Origin of the sequence: Microcosmobacter mediterraneus (assembly GCF_031846265.1) — a bacterium.
Taxonomy (GTDB): Bacteria; Bacteroidota; Bacteroidia; order Flavobacteriales; family Flavobacteriaceae; genus Microcosmobacter; species Microcosmobacter mediterraneus.
The window spans coordinates 13,711-26,131 of record NZ_JAVRIA010000001.1; the positions used below are offsets into that span (position 1 = coordinate 13,711).

General features: G+C 31.8%; 14 protein-coding genes and 1 tRNA gene. 10 read left to right on the plus strand and 5 right to left on the minus strand.

Features of this window, described 5'->3' with window-relative positions; genetic code table 11:
- Positions 1 to 12: 12 nt before the first annotated feature.
- From RM697_RS00075 to RM697_RS00115, 9 genes are all read left to right on the plus strand, one after another.
- A complete protein-coding gene (locus RM697_RS00075; RefSeq protein ID WP_311425797.1) occupies positions 13 to 558 on the plus strand; it encodes a DUF1599 domain-containing protein in 546 nt (181 codons plus the stop codon).
- Positions 559 to 691: 133 nt separating this feature from the next.
- Positions 692 to 1,786, plus strand: a complete 1,095-nt coding sequence (locus RM697_RS00080; RefSeq protein WP_311425798.1) for a BT_3928 family protein — start codon at positions 692 to 694, stop codon at positions 1,784 to 1,786.
- A 124-nt stretch (positions 1,787 to 1,910) separates the two neighbouring features.
- Positions 1,911 to 2,987, plus strand: coding sequence for an ABC transporter permease (locus RM697_RS00085; protein WP_311426459.1), 1,077 nt, complete (start codon positions 1,911 to 1,913; stop codon positions 2,985 to 2,987).
- Positions 2,988 to 3,033: 46 nt separating this feature from the next.
- Complete coding sequence (locus RM697_RS00090; protein ID WP_311425799.1) at positions 3,034 to 3,519, plus strand: TlpA family protein disulfide reductase; 486 nt, start codon at positions 3,034 to 3,036, stop codon at positions 3,517 to 3,519.
- Positions 3,520 to 3,547: 28 nt separating this feature from the next.
- Positions 3,548 to 4,297, plus strand: coding sequence for a triose-phosphate isomerase (gene tpiA / locus RM697_RS00095; RefSeq protein WP_311425800.1), 750 nt, complete (start codon positions 3,548 to 3,550; stop codon positions 4,295 to 4,297).
- Between the two features lie 33 nt (positions 4,298 to 4,330).
- On the plus strand, positions 4,331 to 5,455 hold the full coding sequence (locus RM697_RS00100; RefSeq protein WP_311425801.1) for a helix-turn-helix domain-containing protein: 1,125 nt from the start codon (positions 4,331 to 4,333) through the stop codon (positions 5,453 to 5,455).
- A gap of 84 nt (positions 5,456 to 5,539) precedes the next feature.
- Positions 5,540 to 7,150, plus strand: coding sequence for a T9SS type A sorting domain-containing protein (locus tag RM697_RS00105; RefSeq protein WP_311425802.1), 1,611 nt, complete (start codon positions 5,540 to 5,542; stop codon positions 7,148 to 7,150).
- Positions 7,151 to 7,193: 43 nt separating this feature from the next.
- Positions 7,194 to 8,030, plus strand: a complete 837-nt coding sequence (gene prmA, locus RM697_RS00110) for a 50S ribosomal protein L11 methyltransferase (protein WP_311425803.1) — start codon at positions 7,194 to 7,196, stop codon at positions 8,028 to 8,030.
- A 19-nt stretch (positions 8,031 to 8,049) separates the two neighbouring features.
- Complete coding sequence (locus tag RM697_RS00115; protein ID WP_311426460.1) at positions 8,050 to 8,325, plus strand: ATP-dependent Clp protease adaptor ClpS; 276 nt, start codon at positions 8,050 to 8,052, stop codon at positions 8,323 to 8,325.
- Here RM697_RS00115 and RM697_RS00120 read toward each other — a convergent pair.
- The 4 genes from RM697_RS00120 to RM697_RS00135 form a co-directional block, all read right to left on the minus strand.
- On the minus strand, positions 8,322 to 9,728 hold the full coding sequence (locus RM697_RS00120; RefSeq protein ID WP_311425804.1) for an MBL fold metallo-hydrolase: 1,407 nt from the start codon (positions 9,726 to 9,728) through the stop codon (positions 8,322 to 8,324). The two genes, RM697_RS00115 and RM697_RS00120, sit on opposite strands and share 4 nt — an antisense overlap.
- Before the next feature lie 98 nt (positions 9,729 to 9,826).
- Entirely contained in the window at positions 9,827 to 10,627 is an 801-nt protein-coding gene (locus RM697_RS00125) for a sulfite exporter TauE/SafE family protein (protein WP_311425805.1), read from the minus strand.
- On the minus strand, positions 10,627 to 11,040 hold the full coding sequence (locus RM697_RS00130; protein WP_311425806.1) for a DUF6691 family protein: 414 nt from the start codon (positions 11,038 to 11,040) through the stop codon (positions 10,627 to 10,629). The genes RM697_RS00125 and RM697_RS00130 overlap by 1 nt, the downstream gene beginning before the upstream one ends.
- Positions 11,041 to 11,044: 4 nt before the next feature.
- A complete protein-coding gene (locus tag RM697_RS00135) occupies positions 11,045 to 11,602 on the minus strand; it encodes a YeeE/YedE family protein (RefSeq protein ID WP_311425807.1) in 558 nt (185 codons plus the stop codon).
- Positions 11,603 to 11,704: 102 nt separating this feature from the next.
- Here RM697_RS00135 and RM697_RS00140 point away from each other — a divergent pair.
- A tRNA-Arg gene (locus RM697_RS00140) sits at positions 11,705 to 11,778 on the plus strand.
- 111 nt (positions 11,779 to 11,889) lie between these two features.
- Here the strand turns inward: RM697_RS00140 and RM697_RS00145 are convergent.
- Complete coding sequence (locus tag RM697_RS00145) at positions 11,890 to 12,042, minus strand: SsrA-binding protein (RefSeq protein WP_311425808.1); 153 nt, start codon at positions 12,040 to 12,042, stop codon at positions 11,890 to 11,892.
- Positions 12,043 to 12,421: the final 379 nt, after the last annotated feature.

The window sequence follows — 12,421 nt, forward strand, 5'->3', positions numbered from 1 at the left end:
AAAGAGATTTAGATGCAAGATACTTCAAAACAGTATGATGCTGTTATAAAGACCTGTAGAGATTTGTTTACCAAAAAAATGAAAGATTATGGCTGTGCTTGGCGTATATTAAGACTTCCTTCATTAACGGATCAAATATTCATCAAAGCTCAACGTATAAGAGGATTGCAACAAAATGATGTGCATAAAGTGGACGAAGGTCAGGAAAGTGAATTTATAGGTATTATTAATTATTGCATCATGGCTCTTATACAACTAAAAAAGGGTGTTGTTGAGCAACCAGATTTAACTTTAAACCAAGCTATTGAATTTTATGATGTAGTAGTGGCAACTACTAAACAACTTATGGAAGATAAAAATCATGATTATGGTGAGGCTTGGCGAGATATGCGTGTAAGTTCGTTAACCGATCTAATCCTTCAGAAATTATTACGTGTAAAGCAAATTGAAGATAATGCAGGTAAGACTATAGTAAGTGAAGGTATTGATGCTAATTATCAGGATATGATAAATTATGCAGTTTTTGCCATGATTCATTTAAAAGAAGAAAAAAACTAGTTTGTCATTCCCACTAATGCGGAATCCTTATAGTACTAATAATTAATTAGATTAAAATAGCGGTCACTGAGGCTCTCGAAGTGACTGTAAATTAAATTAATGTGGCTTCGAGAGCCTCAGCCACAAATGATTTATGAAATATATAGTTCAAATAAGCAGAATATTCGTCGGTGTATTATTTATTATCTCAGGTTTTATAAAGCTTAATGATCCTTTAGGGTTCTCATACAAGCTTCAAGAATACTTTGGTGCTGATGTTTTAAACCTAACGTTTTTAGAACCTTTTGCTCTAGGAATCTCAGTATTTGTTGTGATTTTTGAAGTTGTTCTTGGTATGTTTCTTTTACTTGGATATAAACCAAAATTTACGATTTGGAGTTTATTGGGTATGATTGTATTCTTTACATTTTTAACGTTTTATTCAGCGTATTTTGATAAGGTAAAGGATTGTGGGTGTTTTGGAGATGCTCTAAAATTAACGCCATGGGAAAGCTTTACAAAAGATCTGATATTGTTAGTGCTAATACTTATAATATTTGCTGGTAGAAAACATATTAAACCCATCTTTGGAAAGCTAGGTTTAAGCGTTACAGCATTGGTAAGTTTTATTGCTTGTTTAGGGTTTGCTTATTATGTGCTTATGCATTTACCTGCTATAGATTTTAGAGCCTATAAAATTGGTAATAACATTACTGAAGGCATGAGTACACCAGAAAATGCGGCAAAGCCAGTGTTAGAGTATACCTGGACATTTAATGTTAATGGCGAGGAACAAGAATTTGTTACCAATGGCAGTTATCCTAGTGTTGATGGTGAGTATGTAGGTGTAGAAACTAAAACTTTAGATGAAGGCTATATTCCACCAATCCAAGATTTTTCGATAGAGTCTTTAGAAGAAGATTTAACACAAGACTATTTATATAAAGAAAATCTCATTATAGTTGCCATGTATGCTATTGATAAAGCAGAAGAGGAAGGCTTGCAAAAGTTAAAAGCATTCACGGATTCTGCAATTAGTAAAGACTATGTAGTAATCGGATTATCGTCTTCAGGTGAAGATGCTAAAATCTATCTAAAAGAAGAATACAATTTAAATTTTGATACGTACCTCTGTGATGAAAAAGCTATTAAAACTATAGTGCGCTCTAATCCAGGAATAGTTATATTGAATAAAGGTACTGTTATAAATAAAGCACATTGGAACGATATTGAAGATCTAGAATTGTAAGTGTTAAGAGCAAGTTATAAGTTGATAAATAAGAAGTGGTAAATTTTAAATATAAAGAACAATTTCATCTAACATCTAACATCTAACATCTAACATCTAACATCTAACATCTAACATCTAACATCTGCTAAACTACATCTTAAATAAAGCTTTTTACACTATACTCACTTTGTTTGGGGTAGTTACTGTTATTTTCTTTTTGTTTAACGTATTACCTGGAGATCCTGCACAAATGATGTTAGGTCAAAATGAAGATACTGAACAGCTAGCCATAGTGAAAGCCAAATATGGATTTGACAAACCTATATTCACTCAGTATTTGTATTACTTAAATGACCTGTCACCAATTTCATTTCATTCTAACTCTAAAGAGGATTATACCTATTTAAGTAATAATAAATATGATGCAGTTTCATTATTTAACATTGGTAACACCACAACAGCATTTAAATTTCCATACCTAAGAGAATCTTTTACAAAACAAGGAAAAAAAGTATCGCAAGTTATTGGAGAAACTTTACCAAACACCTTTGTTTTAGCTGTTTCAGCCATTATTATTGCATTAATTATAGGTTTAGCTTTAGGCGTTATTTCAGCCTTAAAAAAAGACACTTGGTTAGATAAGCTTATACAAGTGGTAAGTACATTTGGTATGAGCGTACCTTCATTTTTTAGTGCTATTCTTTTTGCTTGGTTATTTGGCTTTGTATTACATAAATACACCAATTTAGAAATGACAGGTAGCCTTTATGTTCTGGATGATTTTGGAGAGCGTATGCAAATACAATGGAAAAACTTGATCTTACCAGCTATCGTTTTAGGCATAAGACCCTTAGCAGTAGTTATTCAGTTAATGCGTAATTCCTTGTTAGAAGTAATGAGTCAAGATTATATTAGAACAGCAAGAGCTAAAGGCTTAAATGAGCTTAAGGTGATTAAAAACCATGCTCTTAAGAATGCTTTAAATCCTGTTGTTACTGCAATTTCCGGTTGGTTTGCATCGATGTTGGCTGGTGCGGTTTTTGTAGAATATATTTTCGGTTGGAATGGTTTAGGAAAAGAAATTGTTAATGCGCTTAATACTTTGGATTTGCCTGTTATTATGGGTTCTGTTTTAGTTATAGCCACATTGTTTGTAATCATTAATATTTTTGTCGACTTAATTTATAGATGGTTAGACCCAAAAGTTAAATTAAATTAATTATTGTTGTTGTAAATGCAGAGCACATTACAAATTCATTAGATTCATGAAAAAGATAATATTTCTATTTACAATAGCTGTGTTAAGTTCTAGTTGCGTGGAACCGCCTTTACAATTTACTGAGGCTGCTTTAAACGAAAAAGTCGTTACCATAAAAGGCTCGAAAACTACTCTTGGAGAAGTGATTAGGAAATCAAAAGGCAAAAAAATATTTATCGATGTTTGGGCATCTTGGTGTGCCGATTGTATTGAAGGAATGCCACAGGTTAAAGAAATTCAAAAAAAATACTCTAATACTGTGTACGTATTTCTATCAGTAGATAAAACTAAAGAAGCATGGAAAAGAGGTGTTACAAAATATGGTTTATCTGGCAGACATTATTTTTTACCACAAGGGCAAAAAGGCCCTTTTGGAGACTTTTTAAATTCTAATTGGATTCCTAGATATATGGTTTTAGATACCGATGGTTCAATAAAACTTTTTAAAGCAAAAAAAGCATCAGACGAGCGTATTGTAGAAGCATTGAAATAGTTATTTTTGTTATTCTTAAAACTATACTATGAGAAAGCATATTGTTGCAGGTAACTGGAAAATGAATAAAACAGCTGAAGAAACACTTCAGTTAATAAAAGATTTAAAAAGCAAAATAAAAACTTCTAATGCTGAGGTAATGATAGCACCAACAGCGGTAAATCTTTTAAGTGCTGTAAATTCTTGTAAAGACTCAGAAATTGAAGTTATTGCGCAAAACATGCATTTTGCTGAAAATGGAGCATACACAGGAGAAGTAAGTGCAGAAATGCTAAAATCTGTTGGTGTAAAAACAGTCATTCTTGGTCATAGCGAGCGTCGCGCCTACTTTAATGAAACTGACGAAAGTTTGGCTAAAAAAGTTGATCAAGCACTTAAGCAAAATATGCGAATCATTTTTTGTTTTGGAGAAGAATTGAGTGATAGAAAAGCTGGAAATGAAGAAACTGTTGTTGAAAGCCAGATTAAGAATGCTTTATTTCATTTAGATGCTTCCGCTTTTAAAAATATAGTTTTAGCTTACGAACCTGTTTGGGCTATTGGAACAGGAGAAACTGCATCTCCTGAGCAAGCGCAAGATATGCATGCGTTTATAAGAAAAACTTTAGGTGATACATATGGTAATTCAGTAGCTGATGATATGACGATTCTTTATGGAGGAAGTGTAAAACCTGCAAATGCAAAAGAAATATTTGGTAAGCCTGATGTTGATGGTGGACTTATTGGAGGAGCTTCTTTAAAGGCCGAAGATTTTTTTGCTATAGTTAATGCATTTTAAATTCTGTATCTTTTACTTTTTAAATCAAAGTAATTGAATTTTAATATTTTTAATAGTATAATTCTTGCTGGAGTTATTCAAGGAATAATTTTTGGTGCTGTTGTACTTTGGTCTAAAAAATACAAACACAAAAGTGTTTTTTTTCTTGCCTCACTAATTATTACTTACTCTTTAAGTAATTTTCAGTTTTACCTTCAAGACATAAGCTATTTAACTTACGAAGAACTCTTTAGAACTATTTATATGCCTTGGGCAGATTTAACACCTGCTCTTTTGTATTTCTATGTTATTTTTTATTTATATCCTAAACGTAAAATTTTAAAAAAAGAATATCTTTTGTTTTTGCCTTTTTCTTTTACAGTTGTTCTAGGAGTTTTATATAAAGTTTTTATTAGAGTTGAAAATAAAAGTGAACCTTTAATTTACGTTACAGCTTTTATTAGAAATTATGTTGCTTATTATACCGAAATAATTTCTGCAATTCTTTCGATAATAGTTATTGTAGTTTTATTGAATACTTTAAAAAAGTATAGGCAAGAGTTTAAGTATTTAGAATCAGAGAGCATACAGCTTCAATTAAGTTGGCTGAAAAACACACTTTTCATTTTAATGTTTATGGTTGTACTATGGATAACATCTGTACTTGTTGATTTGTATATAGATGAAATTTCATTTTACCCAGTTTGGTTAGGTGTTGCATTTTTAATTTACTGGCTAGGACATTTAGGAGTCTATAAATATGGTGTTTTCGAAGAACGAAAAGAAATTAGAAGAAGAAGAAACTCTAAAGTTGATTCAGTAAATTTCTCAAATACAAAACACATAATAATTGAACGATTAAAAATATTTCTTGAAGAAGAGAAACGTTTTCTTAATCCAGAATTATCACTAGAAAAAACAGCTGAAGCAATTGGTTTAAGTCAAGGTCATTTATCAAAAATTATTAATAGAGAGCTACAGATGAGTTATAAGGATTATTTGAATTCATTAAGAGTAAATGAAGCAAAATCATATCTCAAGAACTCAGAATTTTCAAATTATACATTAGTTGCTATAGGATTAGAAGCTGGTTTTAATTCAAAGTCGGCTTTCAATTCATCCTTTAAAAAACTTACAGGAGAAACGCCTTCTCAATTTAAAAAGCGACATATAAATTAGTCTTGTTTTTTCATAATCACATAAAATAGAACAATTAAGATTTCCATAGCTTTTAAATTTAAAATATAAATCTAGTTTATAGTTATGAAACAATTATTCATTCTTTTTTTTAGCCTCTTTTTTTGTGTTCAAAATTCTGTATCTCAAGGTTGGGGACAAACCCAAAAAATCACACCAGATGATAGGGCTTTAGCAGATGAATTTGGCTGGTCTGTTGTCATACAAGGTGATATTGCAGCCATAAGTGCTAGGTCAGAAGACGGAGCCAGTAGTGATTATGGTGCTGTTTATATTTTTGAAAAGGACGCTACTGATAATTGGATACAAACTCAAAAACTTCGCAATTCTGACGTTAGGCAATTTGATCGATTTGGACAATCTATAGACATGGAAGGCAATACTATGATCATTGGAGCACGTAGTCAAGATTATGACGAAAATGGAGGAGGTATGTTCTATGATTCTGGAGGTGCAGCTTATATTTTTGATAGAGATGTTAATGGTAATTGGATACAAACTCAAAAATTGGTATCGTCAGACAGAGGTGAAACCTTTCAAGCTTTGCTGGGAGAAACAGTAGCAATTAGTGGAGATTATGCAGTAGTTAATGCGCCTAGAGAGATTACAGGTTTAGATGGACAGCCAGACTTAACAAATGCAGGAGCTTGTTATATTTTTGAACGAGATACTAATGGTGTATGGAGCGAGGTGCAAAAAATTGTTTCTAGTGAGCGTTATGCTGAAGATAAATTTGGTGATTTTTCATTAGCAATTCAAGGAAATACAATAGCAGTTGGAACGTTTCGTCATGACTTTGATGAGAATGAGCAAGAAGAAGTTTTGAGCGCTGGAGCTGTTTATATTTTTGAGCGAGATATCAATGGAATATGGAATGAAATCCAAAAAATAGTTGTATCAGATAGAGAACAAGGTGAATGGTTTGGACGTTCTGTTGCTATAGAAGGTGACTTATTAATAGTAGGTGCATCCAATGAATATTTACAAGGTAATGTTAACACCCAATATGGAGCTGTCTATGTTTTTGAGCGAGATGGTAATGGAGTGTATAATGAAATTCAAAAAATAAGGCCAAATGCTTTATATCACCAATCTAAATTCGGACATTCAATTGATGTATCTGGAGATCGATTAGTAGTTGGAGCACCCCAAATGGACATAGGTAGTGTCTCTTTTGGAGGTTCAGCGTTTATTTTTGAACGAGATACTAATGGAATTTGGAATCAAACAGCAATTATGTATGATGAGCAAGTTAATTCAGGAGATGATTTTGGCTATAATGTTGCTATTAGTGGAGATTTTGCCTTTGTTGGTGCTTACGAGCAAGATGAAGATTCAGAAAGTCTAAACCCTTTATCTCAAGCAGGTGCAGCTTATGTGTTTAATATTAATGAACCAAACACCTTAGATCCTTTGTTAAGTATTCAAGAAAGTACAAATGCTATTATTCATGTGTTCCCAAATCCAACAAACGGCATCTTAAACCTCAATTTAGGGCAAACCTTTGAGCATTTAACAATTGAAGTGCATGATGTGTTAGGCAAGAAACTCTTCGATAAAATATACCATCATGTTCAAACTATTCAGTTAAATATTGATGTTCCAAAAGGCATCTATTTGCTAAAAGCTACCACAAATAATCAAGCAACTTCTATTTTTAAAATTGTAAAACGATAACAAGAGATAAATTACATGTAACTTTGCACTATAATAAAGTTTCATGTCCAACTCTGTATATCTTGGTTTTTATTTTAAGGTAAAACCACTAATTCCTGCTGTTGAAATATTAATTGCTGAATTGGGTAATGCTGGTTTTGAGAGTTTTGTAGAAACTCATGAAGGCGTTACAGCATATATTCAAAAAAAGGAATGGCGAGACGATATTCTTAAGGCTATTAATTGCCTAAAATCTAAAGAATTTAAAATCTCATATATTTCAGAAGAGATTGCACAAACTAACTGGAATGCCGAATGGGAAAAAAGCTTTCAGCCTATAGTAGTTGATAACCTTTGTGTGGTTAGAGCACCTTTTCATCCTAAGCAAGGTTCAAAATATGATATTGTTATAGAGCCAAAAATGAGTTTTGGTACAGGTCATCATGAAACTACACATATGATGATTCAGCATATACTTAAGAATGATTTTAATGGAAAATCAGTTTTGGATATGGGCTGTGGTACTGGTGTTTTAGCTATTCTTGCAGAAAAAAGAGGTGCTTCTAAAATAGACGCGATTGATATTGATAATTGGTGCTATATAAACAGTCTTGAAAATGCAGAGCGAAATGATTGCACAAATATTTCTGTTTTTGAAGGCAATGTTAGCTTACTCACTAATAAATCTTATGATACAGTGATAGCGAATATTAATAGAAATATATTACTTCAGGATTTAGAAGCATATATTCATTGTCTCAAACCTAATAGTGAATTGTATTTAAGCGGATTTTATAAAGATGATATACCTCTAATTAAAGAAAAATGCAATAGTTTAGGTTTTAAACACGTTGAAACTTTAGAAAAAAACCATTGGGTTGCCCTAAAATTTATAAATTAGTATTAGAATTGTGGCTATGATAAATACTAAAGAGAAAATTCAAGAAGAAGTATCTGTCTTAGAAGATGTTTTAAGACAGAATGAAATTGTATTGTACAATGATGATGTTAACACCTTTGACCATGTTATTGAAACTTTAATGCATGCTTGTGATCATACTCCAGAACAAGCTGAGCAATGTTCTATAATAGTACATTATAAAGGAAAATGTACAGTAAAAACAGGTGTTTATGATGAGTTAAAACCAAGATGCTCTATGCTATTAGATGCTGGTTTAAGTGCTGAGATTGTTTAATGCGTCGATGGGCAAACAAAATCTGTGGTAGCTAAATCTGTTTTTTTAATGGCACCAAAACCACCCGCAATATCCACTAAATTATGAAATCCTCTAGCCTTTAATATAGAAGCCGCGATTACCGAACGATAACCACCAGCGCAATGAATGTAATACGTGTTGTCTCTGTTTATTTCATTCATTTGGTTATTAATAAAATCTAATGCAAAATGCTGTGCATTTTCTAAATGCATTGCTTGCCATTCACCATCTTTTCTCACATCTAAAATATCTAGAGATTTTGTTTTGGATCGTTGTGCAAATTCTTCAGCAGTAATAGATTCTAGAGTATCAATATCTCTATCTGAATTTTCCCAAGCTTCAATACCTCCTTCCAAGAAACCTAAAGTGTTATCATAGCCAACACGAGATAACCTGGTTAACGCTTCTTCAGCTTTTTCTTCAGGAACAACGAGTAAAATAGGTTGTTTAATGTCTGTAATTAAAGCACCTACCCAAGGTGCAAATTGTCCGTTTAATCCAATAAATATAGAATTTGGAATATGACCTTTTATGAAGTCACTCTGAGGCCTAACATCGAGTATAAGAGCAGATTCATGATATACTAAGGTCTCAAACTCTTCAGGATTTAAAGCATTATTACCTTTTGATAGTATGTTATCAAAATTATCATAGCCCATTTTATTCATCATAGCATTTTTTGCAAAATACTGTGGAGGAGGAGCTATACCATCCAAAACTTCTTTTACAAATTCATCTTTTGTCATATTAGCTCTTAGAGCATAATTAGTTTTCTTTTGTTCACCTAAAATGCCTATGGTCTCCTTGCTCAAATTTTTACCACAAGCTGAGCCTGCTCCATGTGCAGGATAAACAATTACGTCATCAGCTAAAGGCATTATTTTATCACGTAAGGAATCGTAAAGCATTTTCGCTAAGTCTTCTTTAGTTAAATCAGATTTTATAGCCAAATCTGGTCTTCCAACATCACCAAGAAACAATGTGTCTCCCGAAAAAATAGCGTGGTCTTTTCCGTTTTCATCTATTAATAAATAGGTTGTAGATTCTAAAGTGTGTCCTGGAGTGTGGAGTGTTTTGATAGTTACTTTTCCTAGCTTAAACTCTTCGTTGTCCTTTGCAGAATGGATATTGTAGTTAGTTTCGGCACTAGGTCCAAAAATAATTTTTGCTCCAGTTTTTCTGGCTAAATCAACATGACCAGAGACAAAATCGGCATGAAAATGAGTTTCAAAAATATATTTTATTGTTGCATTTTCGGTAATAGCTTTGTTGATATATTGTTGTGTTTCTCTTAAAGGATCTATGATAGCAACTTCACCTTCAGATTCAATATAATAAGCACCTTGTGCTAAACATCCTGTATATAATTGTTCTATCTTCATCTTATTTTCCCATGAAATAGGGATTCTTTTTAATTCAACGTTTAATCTGATTCACAAAGGTACAAAACCCTTCAAATTTTAATTTATCATTCTAGACATTAAAGGAGCTCTTTAAAAATAATATAAATGGCCATTATTAAAGTGAACCAACCAAATCCTTTTTTTAGTTTTTTTCCACTAATAAGTTTACTCAAATAAATACCAAATAATATTCCTAAAATTGAGATAGAGGTAAAAGTTAAAAGAAATTTCCAGTCTATTGTAAGTGTTTGCACATCACCTAAAAAGCCAATTAACGATTTTACTGCAATAATAAGTAACGATGTGCCAACGGCTTTCTTCATAGGAAGTTTAGCTAATAAAACTAAAGCTGGAATGATTAAAAAGCCGCCTCCTGCACCTACAATACCAGTAAGAATTCCAACGCCAAAACCTTCAATAGCAATCATTGGATAATTATAAGTAATAATCTTTGGTAGTTCGTTTTCAGCTTTATGTCTACTAAAAATCATAGAGATACTTGCTAATAGCATGATAATAGCAAAGAAAATCATGATAAAAATATCTTTAGAAACTAGAAATGAATTTATTGAAAATAGTTCATCAGGAATTGCTGGTACAAGCCATCGTCTTGTTACATAAACTGCCATAAATGCTGGTATTGAAAAAATGATAGCCGTTTTTATATCAACTAATTTTTTTCTAAGATTTTGGAACGCTCCAATGGCTGAGGTAACACCAACAACAAAAAGAGAATAAGCAGTTGCAATTACTGGGTTTAATCCGAGCAAGTAGACTAAAATTGGAACCGTTAATATAGACCCACCACCTCCAATTAGACCTAAAACCAATCCAACAACTAGTGCGCCTAGATATGCTAAGATTTCAGAACCATCCATTAATGAGGAAGTTTATCTTTTAAAATACCATAGACATATGTTCCAAAAATTGCAGATGCAATAACAATAAGTATTGAGAATGCTCCTGTACCAATAAGAATATACATTGGTCCTGGACATGCTCCAGAAAGCGCCCAACCTAATCCAAAAATTAATCCTCCTAAAATATATCTTGTAAAACCTTTGTCTTTTTTAGGAACTTGAAGTTGTTCTTTTTCTAGAGAGTTTAGCTTAAACACTCTTGCTAATTGCAATAATAAAACTCCTGTGGCAATTGCTGACCCAATAATACCATACATATGAAAGGATTCAAATCGGAACATTTCGTAAATGCGATACCATGAAACGGCTTCTGATTTCACTAAAACAATTCCGAAAAATATGCCAACTAATAAAAATTTTAAGTATTTCATGGGTTTAAAAAATTAACGGAAAAATTAAATGAATCATAGCTAAACCTCCAGTAAAAAAACCAATAACAGCAATTAAAGAAGGTCTTTGTAAACTACTTAATCCTGTTATTGCATGACCAGAGGTACAACCTCCAGCATAACGTGTTCCAAAACCAACTAAGAAACCTCCAAGTATTAGTATGGCCAAACCTTTTATAGATTTTAATGCATCTAATCCGTAAAGTTCATCTGGTATTAATGACTTTCCACTATTTGCAAAGCCATAATGTTCTAATGATTCTACTGTAGTTGGATTTAATGTAATATTAGTTGGATTAGATAAATAATGATGTGCAATAAACCCACCAATAATGGCTCCGAGTACCACAACTAAATTCCAGCGTTGTGCTTTCCAATTGAAATTAAAAAATTCTGTTCTTTTACCTGCTCCACCAATAGCACACATGGTTCTAAGATTAGAAGACATACCAAAGGTTTTACCAAAGTAAAGTAGTAGGTACATAACCAATGCAATAAGAGGTCCTGAGATGTACCAAGGCCAAGGTTCTAAAATAAATTCCATTTTAAGTTAGTTTGAAGAACCTCAAAAATACGGATTTAGAAATTTGGAATAAATAGTTTGGTGGTTTTTTAATAAATGCCCTATATTTGCACCCAATTTTTAGGCCATGTGGCGCAACTGAATAGCGCACTTGATTACGGCTCAAGAGGTTGCAGGTTTGAATCCTGCCATGGTCACGATTAGACATAAAAAGCAAGCTAAATTAACGCTTGCTTTTTTTATTTACTTTTTTAAAATTTTTGAATCTCTGTAATAGATATAAAAAGATTTGTTACACGAGATGATTTTTAATCCAAAGCATTTTTAGTTACAAACGTCCGCCAACCAATAATTGCCATCTGTAGTTTGCTGGCTTTGGTTAGATCTAATTGTTTTTTAGAATAACTGGGAAGAATTACCTTATTAATTTTAGCTAGGATTTTGAAGAATGTTTTTTTCATTTAATAATTAACTACACTATACAAAAATAGTAAAACTTATTCTAGACTAAATTTTACTGTTTTTGAGTGTAAAGAATATTATTATCCAAGTAATATTCCAATTAATAATTTTGCTAATGTCATCATAACGTTTTGGTTTAATGGGTTAATATTTTACTTCGTTTTTTAATTGAGTTTTCAATATATGTCTAGGAGTAACTTTCTACCAAACAAAATGAATTAAAACAATATAATTGCATATTAATTTATAAGTAAAAAAGTAGATTGTATTACAGATATTTGTGACTTCTCTTGTTTAAAGTTTTAATATGTAATTTAATAATAGTAATTAAATTATAAAATGTAATAATTGAAGGGCGTTTTTTATGCATTTTTTTAA